At 39.6% G+C, this 18,084-nt stretch carries 18 protein-coding genes; 1 reads left to right on the top strand and 17 read right to left on the bottom strand.

All coding sequences use genetic code 11. The annotated features are described in order from the left end of the window. Positions 1-51: 51 nt before the first annotated feature. The 16 genes from BGM26_RS01935 to spoIIGA form a co-directional block, all read right to left on the bottom strand. Positions 52-1,362 carry a solute carrier family 23 protein gene (locus tag BGM26_RS01935; RefSeq protein WP_217038058.1) on the bottom strand — a complete coding sequence of 437 codons (1,311 nt, stop codon included), beginning with the start codon at positions 1,360-1,362 and terminating at the stop codon, positions 52-54. Between the two features lie 200 nt (positions 1,363-1,562). Further along, complete coding sequence (gene pyrR, locus BGM26_RS01930; protein ID WP_217040599.1) at positions 1,563-2,105, bottom strand: bifunctional pyr operon transcriptional regulator/uracil phosphoribosyltransferase PyrR; 543 nt, start codon at positions 2,103-2,105, stop codon at positions 1,563-1,565. Positions 2,106-2,550: 445 nt separating this feature from the next. Beyond that, positions 2,551-3,462 (bottom strand): RluA family pseudouridine synthase, encoded by a 912-nt coding sequence (locus tag BGM26_RS01925; RefSeq protein WP_217038057.1) that lies wholly within the window; start codon positions 3,460-3,462, stop codon positions 2,551-2,553. Then, positions 3,434-3,928, bottom strand: a complete 495-nt coding sequence (gene lspA, locus BGM26_RS01920) for a signal peptidase II (protein WP_217038056.1) — start codon at positions 3,926-3,928, stop codon at positions 3,434-3,436. The genes BGM26_RS01925 and lspA overlap by 29 nt, the downstream gene beginning before the upstream one ends. Before the next feature lie 372 nt (positions 3,929-4,300). Beyond that, the gene (locus BGM26_RS01915; protein WP_217038055.1) at positions 4,301-4,588 is read right to left on the bottom strand and encodes a hypothetical protein; all 288 of its coding nucleotides are present in this window, start codon (positions 4,586-4,588) and stop codon (positions 4,301-4,303) included. Between the two features lie 166 nt (positions 4,589-4,754). After that, on the bottom strand, positions 4,755-7,526 hold the full coding sequence (gene ileS, locus BGM26_RS01910; protein ID WP_217038054.1) for an isoleucine--tRNA ligase: 2,772 nt from the start codon (positions 7,524-7,526) through the stop codon (positions 4,755-4,757). A 411-nt stretch (positions 7,527-7,937) separates the two neighbouring features. After that, positions 7,938-8,453, bottom strand: a complete 516-nt coding sequence (locus tag BGM26_RS01905) for a DivIVA domain-containing protein (protein WP_217038053.1) — start codon at positions 8,451-8,453, stop codon at positions 7,938-7,940. Positions 8,454-8,629: 176 nt separating this feature from the next. Continuing rightward, complete coding sequence (locus BGM26_RS01900; RefSeq protein ID WP_217038052.1) at positions 8,630-9,400, bottom strand: YlmH family RNA-binding protein; 771 nt, start codon at positions 9,398-9,400, stop codon at positions 8,630-8,632. Between the two features lie 55 nt (positions 9,401-9,455). Continuing rightward, positions 9,456-9,719: a YggT family protein gene (locus BGM26_RS01895; protein WP_217038051.1), complete on the bottom strand. Its 264-nt coding sequence runs from the start codon at positions 9,717-9,719 to the stop codon at positions 9,456-9,458. A 6-nt stretch (positions 9,720-9,725) separates the two neighbouring features. Then, positions 9,726-10,166 (bottom strand): cell division protein SepF, encoded by a 441-nt coding sequence (locus tag BGM26_RS01890; protein ID WP_217038050.1) that lies wholly within the window; start codon positions 10,164-10,166, stop codon positions 9,726-9,728. A 14-nt stretch (positions 10,167-10,180) separates the two neighbouring features. Next, positions 10,181-10,858: a YggS family pyridoxal phosphate-dependent enzyme gene (locus BGM26_RS01885; RefSeq protein WP_217038048.1), complete on the bottom strand. Its 678-nt coding sequence runs from the start codon at positions 10,856-10,858 to the stop codon at positions 10,181-10,183. Further along, positions 10,859-11,686 (bottom strand): peptidoglycan editing factor PgeF, encoded by an 828-nt coding sequence (gene pgeF / locus BGM26_RS01880; protein ID WP_217038047.1) that lies wholly within the window; start codon positions 11,684-11,686, stop codon positions 10,859-10,861. It lies immediately after the preceding gene. A gap of 70 nt (positions 11,687-11,756) precedes the next feature. Next, positions 11,757-12,026 carry a YlmC/YmxH family sporulation protein gene (locus BGM26_RS01875; RefSeq protein WP_217038046.1) on the bottom strand — a complete coding sequence of 90 codons (270 nt, stop codon included), beginning with the start codon at positions 12,024-12,026 and terminating at the stop codon, positions 11,757-11,759. Positions 12,027-12,404: 378 nt separating this feature from the next. Then, the gene (sigG, locus tag BGM26_RS01870) at positions 12,405-13,184 is read right to left on the bottom strand and encodes an RNA polymerase sporulation sigma factor SigG (protein WP_057769688.1); all 780 of its coding nucleotides are present in this window, start codon (positions 13,182-13,184) and stop codon (positions 12,405-12,407) included. A 340-nt stretch (positions 13,185-13,524) separates the two neighbouring features. Next, a complete protein-coding gene (gene sigE, locus BGM26_RS01865) occupies positions 13,525-14,244 on the bottom strand; it encodes an RNA polymerase sporulation sigma factor SigE (protein ID WP_217038045.1) in 720 nt (239 codons plus the stop codon). An 81-nt stretch (positions 14,245-14,325) separates the two neighbouring features. After that, positions 14,326-15,270: a sigma-E processing peptidase SpoIIGA gene (gene spoIIGA / locus BGM26_RS01860; RefSeq protein ID WP_217038044.1), complete on the bottom strand. Its 945-nt coding sequence runs from the start codon at positions 15,268-15,270 to the stop codon at positions 14,326-14,328. 339 nt (positions 15,271-15,609) lie between these two features. Between spoIIGA and hmpA the strand changes: the two genes are divergently transcribed. Further along, positions 15,610-16,839, top strand: coding sequence for an NO-inducible flavohemoprotein (gene hmpA / locus BGM26_RS01855; RefSeq protein ID WP_217038042.1), 1,230 nt, complete (start codon positions 15,610-15,612; stop codon positions 16,837-16,839). Between the two features lie 56 nt (positions 16,840-16,895). On the opposite strand, the gene ftsZ is transcribed toward hmpA, so the two are convergent. Then, positions 16,896-18,035: a cell division protein FtsZ gene (gene ftsZ, locus BGM26_RS01850; protein ID WP_217038040.1), complete on the bottom strand. Its 1,140-nt coding sequence runs from the start codon at positions 18,033-18,035 to the stop codon at positions 16,896-16,898. Positions 18,036-18,084: the final 49 nt, after the last annotated feature.

Here is an 18,084-nt window from a genome sequence, read left to right as displayed (position 1 = left end):
CCTTTTGCTTTCAACACCCTTACAAGCCTCTCTGGACTTCTTTAAAAGGAATTAAGCCACACCATCTTTCCGGTCCGCTTCTATTTCAAACAAATCATCCTTAACATCTTCTCTGCCAGGCAATATCAGATTTAATAACACGCCGCAAATTGCCGCCAGCGCCATCCCTTGCAACTGAAACTCATCTGATACTTTGATAAAAGCACCGCCAACGCCAATGACAAGGATGACTGATGAGATGACTAAATTACGTTTGTCGCCAAAATCAATTTTGCTATCTACTAACATTCGCAAACCTGAAGAGGCGATTATTCCGAACAATAAGATGGAGACACCGCCCATTACCGAAACAGGAATCGAACCAATTAAAGCGGTGATTTTGCCAATGAATCCGAATATCGTTGCGATCACCGCTGCACCCGCGAGAACATATACACTATAAACTCTTGTAATCGCTAGAACACCGATATTTTCTCCATATGTTGTTTTCGGTGGCCCGCCGATTAATGCAGAAATCATTGTTGCCATGCCATCTCCGAGAATTGAGCGGTGCAAGCCAGGCTCCTTAATATAATCGCGGCCAACTACTTTACTAAGTACAAGCTGATGACCGATATGCTCAGACAAGGTTACAACCGCTACTGGAACCATCAGTAGAGCGATAGATAAGGTTACGTTCACATCGTAATGTACAAAAGGGATCAGAAAATCCGGTTTCTCTATCCATCCGGCCTTTGCCACACCTGAAAAATCGACGACACCAACTAATAATGCATAGAGATACCCAATAATAATTCCGCCTAGTATCGGCACCATTCCGAGCATTCCTCGTAAATAAATCGAGAAGATAATCGTTGCCGCCAGCGTTACGAGAGCGACCGAGAAATGCAATAAACTGTATTCCTTCGTTACTGGGTCATAATTCATTGCCATATTCACTGCAGTTCCAGCTAATGCAAGTCCGATAACGATAATGACAGGACCAACAACGATAGGAGGAAGCAGATTCATGATCCAACGGTAACCTGCCTTTTTTATGATTAGGGCAACAATTCCGTACACTAATCCTGCCATAAAGGTTCCGATCATCGCTGCTCCAGGGCCACCCGCAGCTTTAGCCGCAATAATCGGAGCAATAAAGGCAAATGATGAGCCGAGATAGGCTGGAACCTGCCATTTAGTAATGATGAGAAAAGCGAGAGTGCCTAACCCGCTTGAAATTAAGGCAATCGCCGGGCTTAATCCGACTAAGTATGGGACTAGAATGGTTGCTCCAAACATGGCGAATAAATGCTGTAAACTCAATGTCACCCAATGAACTGGTGATGGCACATCTTTAATATCTAATATAGGTTTGTTCATCCTAAGTTCTCCCCCTGTAGGAAAGGTGCAAAACGATCGGCGCTGCACAATTCCCTTTCTTTATTCTTTCACATGTTAAATAAAAATACCCTCTTCGTTTAAAAGGCACAAAGAGGGTATAAGAGCACAGCAAAGCAACCAATCGCTTAGCTATCTTCCCCCTTTGGCAGCCTCTCTGGACTCCTTTTAAAAGGGCTTATTTATTTTTCAAAAATACTCACTTGATCTAATTCGTCTACTTCTTTAAGCTCAACAACAATTTTCTCTGAGCTTGATGTCGGAATGTTTTTTCCAACAAAATCTGCTCTAATCGGCAATTCCCGATGACCTCGGTCAACAAGGACTGCCAGTTGTATGGAAGATGGTCTGCCGATATCGATGAGCGCGTCAAGGGCTGCTCTTACCGTTCTTCCTGTATAAAGAACATCGTCTACTAAAATTACCTTTTGGTCGGTAATGTCTTTAGGAATATCTGACCCTTTTACAAGCGGCTCTTGATTTATTGTTTTTTTTGTTAGGTCGTCCCGATATAATGTAATATCCAACTCTCCAACCGTAACTTTTGCTCCTTCAATTTGTTCAATTCGTTCAGCAAGCCGTTCAGCTATATATATTCCTCTTGTTCGGATTCCTACGAGTATACAGCCTTCGATTCCTTTATTTTTCTCAATGATTTCATGAGCAATCCTTGTCAACGCTCTTCGGACAGCCTGTTCATCAAGGACGATTGCTTTTTGCGGCATTTTCATCACCTCAACAGATTTTTCGTCAAAAGCAATAATTTCTTTTAAAAAGGCTGTTTTCGCAAAAATTGTTGTTTTAGCCTTCAAAGTTTGCCCGTTGATTTCCGCTGCGGGCACTTGCTTTCCGCGGGGAGTGACGGGAGCCTCCTCGGCGTTACCGCCTGTGGGGTCTCCCGTTCCCTCTATTCCCGTAGGAGTCAAGTGCCCTCCGCTTCAATCAACTCAGATTATTAAATAAAAATCACATTATAAAAGCAACAAACTTTACGCAAACAGCCTATAAAAAAACCCTCTCACCGATAGGCAAGAGGGTAAACGATTCGTTCTTTAAAGAATAAGGGTATACTTTCCCCTTGATTCTTTATCCGTTTCCTTCTCAGCCTCACGGGACTGTATTAAAGGACTTATTCAACTGAGATAATCTTATCGTACACGCAATTTCTTGTCAATGATTATTTTTTAGCTGTTCGATTAAATGCTCAAAATCTGCAGGCAACGAAGCTTCAAATTCCATGTATTCTCCCGTTCTCGGATGTACAAATCCGAGAATCCCCGCATGTAGAGCTTGCCCACCAATATCAAGCGTTTTTCTTGGTCCATATTTCGGGTCTCCCGCGAGTGGGTATCCGATGTATTTCATATGCACACGGATTTGATGCGTTCTCCCTGTTTCCAATTGACATTCGACAAATGTGAAATCTTTAAACCGGTCAAGAACATGAAAATGGGTGACAGCATGCTTCCCATTATCCGCTACTGTCATGCTTTGCCTATCTTTCTGATCGCGGCCAATCGGCGCCTCAATCGTTCCATAATCATGTGGAATAACTCCATGAACAACCGCTCGATATTTCCTCGTTACTGTTTTATTCACTAATTGATTAACAAGGCTTTCATGAGCCAGATCATTTTTCGCTACCATTAACAAGCCGGATGTATCCTTATCAATGCGATGAACGATTCCGGGTCTCATTACACCATTGATTCCAGATAGATCTTTACAATGTGCCATTAACCCATTAACGAGTGTTCCGGTCGTATGACCAGGTGCAGGGTGTACAACCATCCCTTTTGGTTTATTAACCACGAGGACATCCTGATCTTCATAATAAATATCTAAATTCATTTCTTCTGGAACAACATCTAATTCCTCTGGTTCCGGGATAATGATTTCAATCTTGTCGTTCGTGCTGCATTTATAATTTGTTTTTATTTTTTGGCCGTTCACGAGAACATGTCCGTCTTTGATCCACTGCTGGACCTGTGTTCTCGACCAATCTTTATTGACCGTTGATAGAACCTTGTCAATTCGTTCACTTACTTGATCTTCAAGAATTATGTGTTCCATTTTCTCCATGAGATTTCTCCTTCTTTGTCTCTCTCTCTTCTAGCAGCATTTGCCCCATGAGCATTGCTACACCGATGACTAATGCAGAGTCGGCAATATTAAAAACTGGAAAATCATAGCCAAAAATATATGTGTTAATAAAATCAACGACTTCTTTTCGGTATAATCGGTCGATAAAGTTTCCAATCGCCCCGCCAAGCATCAATCCTAATGAGACACCTAAAAGCCATTTTCCTTTCGCCGCTTTTTGAATGTAATATACGATTCCGATGATTACAATGACTGTGATTACATAGAAAAACCACATTTGTCCTTCTAATATTCCCCATGCGGCTCCACGGTTTCGATGGGAAGTAATATAAAGAAAATCTTCAATCACTTTGACACTCTCGCCTAATTCAAAGTTCTTTATGATCAGCCACTTCGTAAATTGGTCAAGAGCAATGACAAACAATGCAATTATGTAAAAAAACACGAAGGTAACCCCCAAAATTCATTTAATTACCTTTGCATTTTAGCACATCTTGCTTAAAAACGACAGTCATGCTTATTACGAAAGGCTGTTTTCACATATATTGTTGTTTTGGACTACAAAGTTTGCCCGTTGATTTCCACTGCGGGCACTTGCTTTCCGCGGGGAGGGACGGGAGCCTCCTCGGCGTTATCGCCTGCGGGGTCTCCCGTTCCCTCTTTTCCCGCAGGACATTGAACTTACATCCTTGAATTTGCCCACGCACGAAGGAAATGCGACAGCATTTTCGAGGAGTCAAGTGCCCTCCGCTCCAATCAACTCAGATTATTAAATAAAAATCACATGATAAAAGCAACAAACTTTATGAAAACAACCTTACGAAAAAAGCGATTTGCGATAGAAATAATCAAGTTTGCTGCAATCATCCATTGATTTTAAAGTCGGTATAATATTTAAGAGTTCCTCGGGCATCACTTCTCCGGAAATTTCACATATGCCAAAAAGCCCCTCGTCCATTTTTTTTAGCGTGTATTCAATATCTGCTAACTCATCTTTAATCATTGGCTTAATGAGAGACGAGGCGTTATCATCTGTTAATTTTTCTAATAATTCCTGCCTTGTTTTACGGAGTTCTGAATAGAGCTTTTTTTCTATTGCATCCATGTCTGCTCCTCCGTTCATGTTGTTTCCTTCTATTATCTCCGCAAGCTTTTTTAAAAAGTCAGGTAAAGATTTAACAAAGGGAACAACAATTAACGTTGGTGGAAGTATCTATAAAATATAAATCCCCCTGTTTAAAAAACAGGGGGCAGACATTTAATAAACGAGATTAAACAAGATGGCTGTAATGATTATTTACAACATCAGCACAACGAGGACATAATGTTTCAAATTCTTCAACCTGACCAACTTCTGGAGTTACGATCCAGCAGCGTTCACAAGTTTCACCTTCCGCTTTTGAAACGACAATCGCCGTATTTTCAAATTTAATTGCATTTTCAGGTGCATCCTCATACTTTCCAGCTACTTCAAAGCCAGAAATAATAAAGAGCTGTTTTAAATTCTCATTGATGGAATCAAGCAGTTCTTTCACATTATCGTTTACATACATGGTTACTTTCGCAGTGAGCGATTTTCCAATAACCTTTTCATTACGTGCCTCTTCTAATGCTTTTAATACATCATCACGCAGCTTCATGAAAGACGTCCATTTTTCTTCAAGTTTTTTCGCATTTGGAAGTTCCTTGTATTCAGGGAAATCCGTTAATTGTACACTTTCTTCCGTAACAGAAGGAATAAAGTTCCAAACTTCATCAGCTGTATGCGAAAGAATTGGTGCAACTAATTTTGTTAATGTAATCAAGCTTTCATAAAGAACGGTTTGGATCGCACGGCGCTCAGCATTGTCTTTTGCTTCAATATAAAGGACATCTTTTGCAAAATCCAGATAGAACGCACTTAAGTCTAAAGTACAGAAATTGTTTACTGCATGATAGATGCCAGCAAATTCATAATTATCATATGCTTCACGGACATTTTTAATTAATTTATTTAATTTTACAAGCATAAACTGATCAACTTCACGCAGGTTTTCATATGCAACCGCATCTGAAGCCGGATCGAAATCAGCCAAGTTACCAAGCAAGAAACGGAATGTATTACGGATTTTCCGGTATACTTCAGCAACTTGCTTTAGAATCGGATCAGAAACCCGGACATCAGCCTGGTAGTCAACTGATGCCACCCATAATCTCAAGATATCTGCTCCTAGCTGGTTCATAACTTTAGCAGGCACGACAACATTTCCGATCGACTTACTCATTTTTCTTCCTTCACCGTCTAAAGCAAAACCGTGGCTTAGAACGCCTTTATATGGAGCTTTCCCAGTAACGGCTACAGCAGTAGAAAGTGAAGAGTTGAACCAGCCACGATATTGGTCAGAACCTTCTAAATACAGATCAGCCGGTCTTTGCAGATCATCGCGTTCTAAAAGAACTGCCTGATGGGAAGACCCTGAATCAAACCAAACGTCCATAATATCGGTTTCCTTCGTAAACTTGCCATTCGGACTTCCTGGATGAGTGAAGCCTTCTGGAAGCAATTCATTTGCTTCTTTTTCAAACCAGATGTTTGAACCATGTTCACGGAACAAATTAGATACATAATCAATTGTTTCGTCTGTGATAATCGGTTCGCCATTTTCAGCAAAAAATACTGGAATTGGAACCCCCCACACACGCTGACGAGAAATACACCAGTCTCCACGGTCACGAACCATATTAAAGAGACGTGTTTCACCCCATGCTGGAATCCATTTTGTTTCTTTAACAGCGTCTAATAGCTCATTGCGGAAATCTTTAATCGATGCAAACCATTGCGCAGTCGCACGGTAAATCACCGGTTTCTTTGTTCTCCAATCATGCGGGTAAGAGTGAGTGATGAACGCAAGGTTTAATAATGCGCCTGCTTCCTCAAGCTTTTCTGTGATCGGCTTATTGGCAGCATCATAGAAAAGACCTTCAAACCCTTCTGCCTCTTTTGTCATATGACCACGGTCATCGACAGGACATAATACGCCAAGACCATATTTATTTCCGACATAGAAATCGTCTTCCCCATGTCCTGGAGCTGTATGAACACAACCCGTACCCGCGTCAGTCGTAACATGCTCACCAAGCACAACTAGAGAATCACGGCCGTATAACGGATGTTCTGCAACAATCCTTTCAAGTTCAGTCCCTTTTAATTTTTGAACGACGCTTGGATTTTTCCACTCTACCTCTTTTGTCACTGCAGCCAATAAATCTTCGGCAACAAGATATTTTCGGCCGTTCTCTTCAACGACGACATAAGTGAGATCTGGATGAACAGCAATCCCTAGGTTTGCTGGAATTGTCCATGGAGTTGTTGTCCAGATGACAATTTGTGTCCCTGTTTCAAGTACACCATTTCCGTCCTTCACTTTAAAACCAACATAAATGGATGGAGATTTTTTATCTTTATATTCAATTTCTGCTTCAGCTAATGCTGATTCAGACGATGGGGACCAATATACAGGCTTTAAACCTTTGTAAATATAGCCCTTTTTCGCCATTTCACCAAAGACTTTAATTTGCTGTGCTTCATATTCTGGCTTTAACGTGACATAAGGATTTTCCCAATCTGCTCGAACACCTAGGCGTTTAAATTGTGAGCGCTGGCTGTCAATTTGTTCGTAAGCATATTCTTCACACAACTTACGGAACTCTGCAACCGTCATCTCTTTTCGTTTTACCCCTTTATTCGTCAATGCTTGCTCAATTGGAAGGCCGTGCGTGTCCCAGCCAGGAACATATGGCGAATTGAAGCCGCTCATCGACCGACTCCGGACGATCATGTCCTTCAAAATTTTATTTAACGCATGCCCCATATGAATATCGCCGTTTGCATAAGGAGGGCCATCATGCAAAATAAACATCGGGCGTCCTTTCGTACGTTCTTGCACCTTCTCATAAATATTCATTTCTTCCCATTTTTCCTGAATTTCAGGCTCACGCTTCGGTAAGTTTCCGCGCATAGGAAATTCCGTTTGCGGCATTAATAAAGTATCTTTGTAATCCATTACATATTCCTCCCGTTACTATTGATTAGCATCATGATTACCAACTTCGGTGCGGGTTAAAACACCCGAAAAACAAAAAAACCCCTCATCCCAGAAAGGGACGAGAAGGTTTATCTCCCGCGGTACCACCCTTGTAGACAGAAAGCATGTTCTTTCCATCCGCTTAGAACATTCGTAACGTGAATGATTCGCCGAAGCCTATAAATCCAGGAAGGATGTTCGACACGGAACTCAAGGGTGATTTTCCAACTTTCCGCTTATTCCGGGCTTTCACCGCCCCCGGCTCGCTTGCAGATTGTTCTTTAAAAAACACACTGCGTATAAGCTTTGAAAAATTGTACTGTCCCTCTCACAGTTAATAATCATAAAATTTACTTTGTTTAAAATTATATGCGATTAACTTGGCTTTCGTCAAGCCAATGAATCTTCTTCGTGTACAGATTTTAATTCTGTTGCATCAAGCTGATATTCTAGCAAATGATCCCAGTCATCATTGTTCAGTAAATCGAGCTGTGCCTCAACCAGCATTTTAAATCGAGTTCTGAACACTTTAGACTGCTTTTTTAACTCTTCGATTTCAAGTGCGATTTTTCTTGCCTTGGATAGAGACTCATTCACAATACGATCAGCATTTTTCTCAGCTTCTCTGACGATGAGCTTCGCTTCTTTTTGCGCATTTCGTCTTACTTCTTCAGCTGCTTCTTGAGCCACTACGATGGACTTATTTAACGTTTCTTCAATGGTGGTAAAATGGCCAATTCGCTCATTCTGATCATTTAGTCTTTCTTCTAATTCTTTTTTCTCACGAATAATAATCTCATAATCTTTAATTACTTGGTCAAGAAATTCATTTACTTCATCTTCATCATAGCCGCGGAATCCTTTACTGAATTCTTTGTTATGAATATCTAACGGTGTTAATGGCATCGTGGCCACCTCCCAAAATCAGTGTCAGTGCTAGGGGTGTGAGGTCAGATTGGAGGAAACCGGCTTCCCGCCAATTTCCTTATTTATGTACTCTGATTCAATACCTCTATTCCAATTTCATAAATCTTATAAACAACAATTCGACAACTTGCATCAAAATCCTGCACCATTACAAATTATTTTTGTCTCCCTGCAGTTATTTTCCATTTATCTTTTTTAGTTTTACCCTCAAGGGCCATGATTTTCGAACGGCCATGGCCTCTGACTGAAATGATGTCGCCCTCTTTACATTCAAAAGCTGGATTTTCAATCATCGTCCAGTTTGCCTTTACGATTCCTTGTTGAATATAAACTTGCGATTTTTGCCTCGACAAATTGTAAATCGCCGAAATGACAGTATCCAAGCGAAGGGCTGACGTTGTTATCGACATTTCCTGCCAAATTTCACCCGCCTGAATAACATTCTTCAATGGCTGTTTTCTAAGCGTTACGGTTGCTTTTCCAATTGATTCTAATTGCATACTTATGTAGTCTTCAATATCTTGTGAAACGAAAAACTGAATTCTGTCTTCTTGAAATAGGATATCACCGAATTTTCCTCTTTTTAATCCTAGAGACATTAAGCTCCCAAGGACCTGAGGATGTTCGAGCGTGATAAATTTTTTAGGATAATCTACTTCAAAAAGGCAAATCCCAAAGTCCTCTTCCTCACATTGATAATAATCTGGAAAAATAAAGGCACGTTGCCTTTCAGCCGTAAGAGAACCGCCAAACATCTTCAATTTCACGTCTTGATTGCCAATAATCGTTTTTACTATTTCCTGTTCCCGTGGATCTAAAAAATCGGTTAGCTTTGGTGCATATGTAGCCTCAACTGTGTCCTTCCAGTTAAGAACTTGATCAATAAATTCCTTTTCTTCGGGACGAAAATGCTGATAAATCGTCATAATAAATCCCCTTTAAACAAAAAGGGGCCTATATTAAGCCCGTTTTTTAAATAAATTAAGCAATCCATCTGAACAACGCCACTAATCCATCTGATGCAAATCGAAGAACTAATATGGCAACAATTGGTGAGATATCGATCATACCAAGGGGTGGAATAATTTTTCGGAACGGTTCTAAATATGGCTCACATATTCGGGCTAAAAACTGGCCGATGGCCGATCCCCTAGCATTCGGAAACCAAGACAAAAGTATGTAAATAATTAATGCCCATGAGTAATAGGAAATTAATTTTAATAAAATGATAAATAAAATATCCATTTAAAGTTACCACCTCGAATTTTCAAATTCATGTTCTTGCATTATTTGCGAAATATTCCCAGATACCTCAATATTGTCGGGCGTGCATAGAAATATATCTGTCCCGACTTTTTGAATATCCCCGCCTATAGCATAAACTGTGCCGCTTAAAAAATCGACAATTCGTTTAGCCTGATCCTTTTCAATTCTTTGTAGATTCACGACGACAGCACGTCGATTTTTTAGATGATCAGCGATATCTTGAGCCTCAGCATAAACACGGGGTTCCACTAAGACCATTTTGGATGCCTTTTGGATACTTTGGAGGCTAACAATATTGTTTTTTTGAGTCGGTTGTTTTTGTGTCTGTTTGATTGGCTCTGTTTCTTCTTCGATGATTTCCTCTTCCTTATAGTCGTTTTCATCATCAAGAAAGAAAAAGGTTTTAAATTTTGATTTTAAACTCATTTCTTTTCAACCTCCTACTCCTCTTCACCTACTAAAGCTGTGCCAATCCGCACCATTGTGGCCCCTTCTTCGATCGCAATTCGAAAGTCATTCGACATCCCCATTGAAAGCTCTGTGCACGGAGCATAGTCTAGCCCCATTTGCTGTATTTCTTTCTGTAAAGCATTAAGCTTACGAAAACAAGAACGCAGAACGTTTTCTTCAGAAGTATACGGAGCCATCGTCATAAGTCCAGCAATCTTTATATTCGACAACTCGCCCAGACTAGATACAAATTCGCTGACTTTTTCCGGCGGCATTCCTTGCTTTGATTCTTCCCCGGAAACATTTACTTGGATGAAACAATTTATTGGGTTCTCGGCACGTTTATCAATTTCTTTAGCGAGAGAAATCCTGTCCAATGAATGGATATAGTCAACCTTATCAATTATATTTTTGACTTTTCTCGTTTGTAGCGAACCGATAAAATGCCATGTCGGCTTGTCCTTTAATACTTCCCATTTCTCTAAAAGGCCGTCATCACGATTTTCGCCTAAATGGGTAACGCCTGCTTCAAGTGCTTCTAATGCTCGATTTGTCGTGACGTATTTCGTAACTGCAATAATCTTTATGTCTTCAACGCTTCGATCAGACTTTTCGCAAGCCTCTCGAATTTGCATTCGAATTTTTTCAAGATTTTTTTCTACTTTCATTTAAGTCTGCAAATCCTCCTTCCAGCCGATAAAACTCATCATTCTTCCTGTCTTCCCCTTATCTCTCCGATGGGAGAAAAAATGATCGGTATCGCAGCTGGTACATAAATTTGATACTTTCATGTTTTTTTCCATGATGCCTGCTTTTAAAAGGATTTCTTTATTCAATTGTTTTAAATCAAGATGGAATTGATTATCTCCTACTTGATTATATGGCTTATTTTCGATATCTTCTAGTTTATTTTCAACTAAAGAGATGACGCGATCATCAACAATATAACATTTTTCGCATATCGAGGGTCCAATGATGACGTGAATCCCTTTTTCGTCCATGCCTTCCCGCTGATATAACTGTACCATTTCCCTAGCTATCCCATATACAGTTCCCTTCCAGCCAGCATGCGCGGCCCCTATTGCGCCCGTCGCCTCATGACAGAAAAACAGTGGAACACAATCAGCATAACATAGAGTTAATAAAATTCCCTTTTCAAATGTAAAAAAACCGTCGGTTCCTTTAAAAGATTCATCGTATAGAAGAGAGCCTTTTCCTGCACTGTCTAATGATACTTTTTCAATGTGAACCTCATGCGTTTGTTCGGCTCCAATCCAACTATCAAGCGGAAAATCCAGTAAATTGGCCATTCGTTTACGATTTTGGCTAACAGTCTCAAATGAATCGTTCACATGTAACCCAACATTCATCGTTGAAAAAGGCTCCTGGCTGCAGCCACCATTCTTACTTGTAAAGCCAGCTGTTAAGCCATGGAACTTCTCAGCCCATTCCTTTATGACAAAATACTCGCTATTTTTTAGAATAAATGGTTCCATAAAAAAACCTCTTGTCATTTTTCTATAGTTTACCATAACGAATAGCCTCTTCACAGTGGTAAAAGCATAATTACGTTACTTCCTCGACATCTTTCAACAGATTGGAATCATTATGGCGAACGAGAATAACATCTTCACCAACTTTCAAGATATTTCTCCATGGAATGACAATATCATCATCACGGCCAAAAAAGCCTAAAACCCTTCCTGTTCCGCCAATAACAATCGCATCAATTCTCCCTGTCTGAATATTTATATCAAAATCCCCAATATTCCCAAGCTTTTTCCCGTTTGCGACATTTACAACATCTTTAAGCTGAAACTCAGAAATTTTTATCATCATGCCTTCCTCCCGCCATTTGGTTCTACTTAAATATATGAATGAATGGAATGAAATATTGGTATCTTATACCTTTATTTTATTTTGACAGGTTAGGAAGTTATATTATTTTTTAAGGCTGTTTTCGCATATATTGTTGTTTTTGGCTTTAATATTTTGCCCGTTGATTTCCGCTGCGGGCACTTGCTTTCCGCGGGGAGGGACGGGAGCCTCCTCGGCGTAAACGCCTGTGGGGTCTCCCGCTCCCTCTATTCCCCCAGGAGTCAAGTGCCCTTCGCTCCAATCAACTCAGATTTATATATAAATCCAACCCATAAAGCTACAAAGATTACGAAAACAGCCTTTTTTAAAAAAGCTAAAGCCACCAAATTGGCGGCTTTAGCTTTGAATATTTTTATTCATTTGTTTGATTGCGGCTTTTTCAAGTCTAGATACTTGTGCCTGGGAAATACCAATTTCCTCTGCAACCTCCATTTGGGTTTTCCCCTGGAAAAAGCGTTTCCTTAATATCAGCTTCTCCCGCTCATTTAATCTTCTCATTCCCTCTTTTAATGCTATCTCTTCAATCCATTGAATATCTTTATTTTTTTCATCACTTAATTGATCCATAACATAAATCGGATCTCCCCCATCATTGTAAATGGGTTCGAATAAGGAAACAGGGTCCTGAATGGCATCTAAAGCAAAAACAATTTCTTCATGAGGAACATCAAGTTCTTTAGCGATTTCCGCCGCTGTCGGCTCTCTCGATGTCTTACTCATCAAGCGTTCTCTCACTTGCAATGCCTTATAGGCGATATCCCTTAATGAGCGAGAGACCCGAATCGGGTTATTGTCACGTAAATATCTTCTTATCTCGCCAATAATCATGGGGACAGCGTAGGTGGAAAACTTCACGTTTTGACTTAAATCAAAATTATCAATAGATTTCATCAGACCGATACAGCCGACCTGGAATAGGTCGTCAACAAATTCGCCCCTGTTATTAAAACGTTGAATAACACTAAGAACAAGACGCAAATTCCCATTGACGAGTTTTTCCCTAGCGGTTATATCCCCCTTATGCATTTGCTTGAAGAGCTCTCTCATTTCTTCGTTTTTTAAAACTGGAAGCTTTGAAGTATCAACACCGCAAATTTCTACTTTATTTCGAGTCAATCCTTTTCCCTCCTCACAGGAGCTGCTGTACAAAAAACAGTATTTCCTTGAGAGGGAAAAATATGCATTTACAAAATGTTATCTCGGACAAGTAATCAGGTAAAAACACGATAGAAACAAGCTTTTTTCGGCTGCTTTTTTTGATAAAAATTTTTAATCACGTTTTTTAAAAGGCTCATTTCTAAAAAACAGTTACTTAATAATATATAGTTGGGCCACTTATGGTGACCGCCTTCTCCCATTCGAAGCGTTTTTGGGCACGAATAAACAACTTCCATGACCGTTTTACCTTTTCGATATGATTTACATTGTTACAAAAACAATTCCTGCAATAGAAATGTTAAACCATTTTATTAAATTCCTTTTGAAGCCTTTTTATTATTCTTTTTTCTAATCGCGAAATATAGGACTGCGAGATACCAAGCATATCCGCTACGTCTTTCTGAGTTTTTTCTTCTCCTGTTCCTAAGCCAAAGCGCAGCTCCATAATCTGCTTTTCTCGTTCAGACAGTTGATGCAAAGCTTTGGAAAGCAGCTTCTTATCTACATTCGCCTCAAGATCCTTTGTAATAATATCCTCTTCAGTACCTAGTACGTCTGAGAGCAATAACTCATTGCCATCCCAATCAATATTTAAAGGCTCGTCAAAAGAGACTTCTGAGCGAATTTTGTTATTTCTTCTTAAATACATTAAGATTTCATTCTCAATACACCTGGAGGCATATGTAGCCAGTTTAATTTTCTTCTCGGGATTGAATGTATTCACTGCCTTTATCAGCCCAATTGTGCCAATACTGATCAAATCCTCAATATTGATACCCGTATTTTCGAACTTTCGGGCAATATAAACAACTAACCTTAAGTTTCTTTCAATCAAAATGGATCTTGCTGCCTTGTCGCCGTTGGGCAGCTTTTCTAACAAAATCTCCTCTTCTTCTTTACTAAGAGGAGGAGGCAGCGCTTCGCTTCCACCGATATAATATACTTCATCCGTTTTAAGCCCTAGTTTAATTAATAATTTATACCAATAGTACGATAAGCGAAGCTTTAAGTTTTTCATAAAATGCCCTCCCTCTTAAAAGTGTTATGCAAATGGTGTAAAATTCACGCTACCTGGAATTCCCATCAAAAGTTTGAGATGTTATGCATGCTTTACCTGCCCTGCGGCTTGCGCTTTTCTTGTACCTGTCATCATTTTCGGGTGAACAATACACTGGAAGGCATCGTCTGAAGAAAGCTGCTGGGTCGAAAATGATACGAGTCCCCTCTCTACTTCATAAAGCCCATCATCACCCTCCAAGACGATCCGATCAGGTTTTATCGCAATGATTAGCTGGTGTTCTTGTCCAACAACTTTACACGGAATAACTCGCATGAGATGTTCCCAATCAGGTGATATCGGTTCATTCCCGAGGATAATCTTTTCTGGACTTTGAGCAAATTTCACTAAGCCCTCCGGAAAATCTGCTGTTCTATTTTTTATTGATACAAACATAACAGGCATTTTTGTGATTGGGTCATATAGCTGATTTCCGCTATCAATCAGCCCTTTAAACTGGTAAGACACTCCATTTATCGCGACGATGACATTAATTAGAGAATCATACTGTATTTTCGTCATTTCAATTCCTTCCATATTCCGTTTCGATAAATGCCAGGCAATCGGGAATCCAAGAAGGACAAACAGCCAGCTAATCGGATCACCAAACCCTTTCACACTCGCTAGAAAAACAGAAGAAGAAAGCTGAAAATCAAATTTTATAAAATAATGGACACCAATCAATGACCCGCCGATTAAAAAAGTCGTTAAATAAAAAGTCATCAGTCCATTCAGAAAATAACGAAAGCGTTTAAAGCCAAATGCTGTTATCACCATCAAAATAGAAATTACTAATTTGATTATCGGATGTCCCGAATAAATACTAATTGGTGTAACCGATAATAATATAATAACCGAGCCTATCAAGCCCCCTGTAAAAAGCCTCCAAAGCCGAATTTCTCTCTTTAAAATAATGGCCGTCAAATAAAGTAGGAGGCTGTCAAATAAAAAATTTAGAGCCCAAATAATATCTAAATAGACCTCCAAACATTTTCCTCCCTTTAGATGAGACCTCGTCACAAAAGCACTTTTTTAAATGAAAAGTTGTTTACTGAATTACTTTAATTAATTTCTTATTCATTCATATTAATTCTTTCTCCTATCATTCTGTTAAAAAAAGTATAGCTTACATCACTAGATGAAGTGTGTCACTTCCTGTAATAGAAACTACAGAAATTTTCACTTTTCCTTTCGGATTTTGTCTATATTTATCTTATTTTACGTTGAAAATGTGACTACTCTATTCTATGTGTGATTTATATCACTAAATCTATTTTATTAATCACCTATAATTACAGTGAAAATAAAGAAAAGGGGTTTTTAGATATGTTGGATCAAAAAACAATTGAGATTATTAAAAGCACTGTTCCCGTATTAGAACAGCATGGAGAAACAATTACTAAGACATTTTACGAGTTAATGTTCAACAATCATCCCGAATTACTAAATATTTTTAATCATGCAAACCAAAAACAAGGCCGACAGCAAAAAGCTTTAGCGAACTCTGTTTATGCTGCTGCCAAATATATAGACCAACTAGAAATGATACTCCCAGTTGTTAAGCAAATTGCCCACAAGCATCGCTCATTAGGAATTAAGCCTGAACACTATCCGATCGTTGGAGAGCATTTACTTTTAGCCATTAAAGCCGTATTAAAGGATGCAGCAACTGACGAAATCATTGAAGCTTGGGCAAAAGCATATGGAATGATTGCTGATGCTTTTATCAATGTGGAAAAAAGTTTTTATGAGGAAGCAGGAAATACGTCCGGCGGCTGGGAGGACTTCAGAAGTTTCATCGTAGAAAAAATTGTCGAAGAAAGCGATGTAATTACATCTTTTTACTTCACACCGGCAGATGGAAAAGAGATTGCAGAATTTATTCCTGGTCAATATATCAGCATAAAGCTAAACAATATCCCTGGCGAGCAATACACACATATTCGTCAATACAGCCTGTCAGAGTCTCCAAATAAAAAATATTACCGGATCTCCGTGAAGCGAGAAGATGGTCTAAATAATAAACCGGCAGGAATTGTATCAACCTATTTGCATAGCCAACTTAAGGCTGGCGATACAATTGAAATCAGTGCACCAGCCGGGGAATTTATTTTTGAAAACAATGCAGAAAAGCCAGTACTCTTACTCAGTGGAGGGGTTGGAATTACGCCGATGCTTAGCATGCTCCATCATCTAGCTGATAAAAAACAAAAAACAGTATTTATCCATGCAGCCATCAACGGGAGTGTTCACGCTTTTTCAGAAGAGGTGAAGCAAATTGAGGCTAATAACGAATATATCAACAGTTTTATTTGTTATGAAAAACCGACAGAGCTTGATAAAGAAGGAAAATGCTATGATAAAGAAGGCTATATAACTGCGGATTGGCTAAAACAGGTCGTTAATAATAAAGATTCCATTGTTTATATGTGTGGACCAGTTGTCTTTATGCAGGTGATGTATGAAGCCTTAATAGAAGCAGGCTTTCAAAAAGAAAATATCCGTTATGAATTTTTTGGTCCAGCAATGGATTTAAATGAACCGCAAACTGTCTAACTAGAAAAAGAAAAAAGCATGTCAGTTTATACTGGCATGCTTTTTTCTTTTTCATATTAACGTCTGCGATTTCGATTTCGTAAAAATGTAGGTATATCTAATGCATCCTCAGACTGTTGTGTATGAGTGCTTCTCATTGGTTCCTGTGGAATTTCTTCTCTCTTCTGCTCACGCTTAATAGTACTTGTAGCCGGTTTTGGTTGTCCAAATGCAGGTCTGGTTGGTTTCGGCTGAACTACTACTTCATCATTAAATCCAGTCGCAATAACCGTAACGACAATTTCATCGTTTAAGTTCTCATTGATAACGGAACCAAAGATCATGTTAACGTCTTGATCAGATGCTGTTGCTACAATATCTGCGGCCTCTTGAACCTCGTACAGGCTCAAGTTTGATCCGCCAGTAATATTCATTAATACACCTTGTGCTCCATCAATAGAAGTTTCTAAAAGTGGAGAGGAGATTGCCTTCTTCGCTGCTTCTGCCGCGCGGTTTTCACCTGTAGCTACCCCTATACCCATAAGTGCTGAACCTTTACTAGACATGATCGTTTTTACATCGGCAAAATCAAGATTGATAAGCCCAGGTACAGCGATTAAATCCGAGATCCCTTGAACACCTTGGCGAAGAACATTGTCCGCTTCACGGAAAGCTTCAAGCATTGGTGTACTTTTATCAACAATTTCTAATAAACGGTCATTAGGGATAACGATTAAAGTATCCACTGCCTCTTTCATGGAGGAAATCCCGCCTGCAGCCTGTGTTGCGCGTTTCCGGCCTTCAAATGTGAACGGGCGAGTAACAACGCCAACAGTCAGCGCTCCTAAGTCACGGGCAATCTGGGCAATAACAGGTGCTGCACCTGTTCCGGTTCCACCACCCATCCCTGCAGTGACAAACACCATATCGGCTCCTCTTAATGCTTCTTCAAGCTGTTCTTTACTTTCTTCAGCTGCTTTTTTTCCTACTTCAGGATTAGCACCCGCACCAAGTCCGCGAGTAAGCTTGCCGCCGATTTGCATTTTCACCTCTGCTTTAGAAAGGTTTAATGCTTGTGCATCCGTATTGACTGCAATAAATTCAACACCCTTTACACCATGCTCAATCATACGGTTTACCGCGTTATTACCGCCGCCGCCAACGCCGATGACTTTTATCGTTGCTAATGAATCTAAATTAGTATCAAATTCCAACATGACAAATCCTCCTAATTCGTCGATATTCCAAAGAACACCATTATTTCGA

Origin of the sequence: Bacillus sp. FJAT-29790 (genome assembly GCF_019039215.1) — a bacterium.
Taxonomy (GTDB): domain Bacteria; phylum Bacillota; class Bacilli; order Bacillales; family Cytobacillaceae; genus Cytobacillus.
Note: the sequence above shows the minus strand (reverse complement) of the source record. Positions and strands in the feature narration are given on the sequence as shown.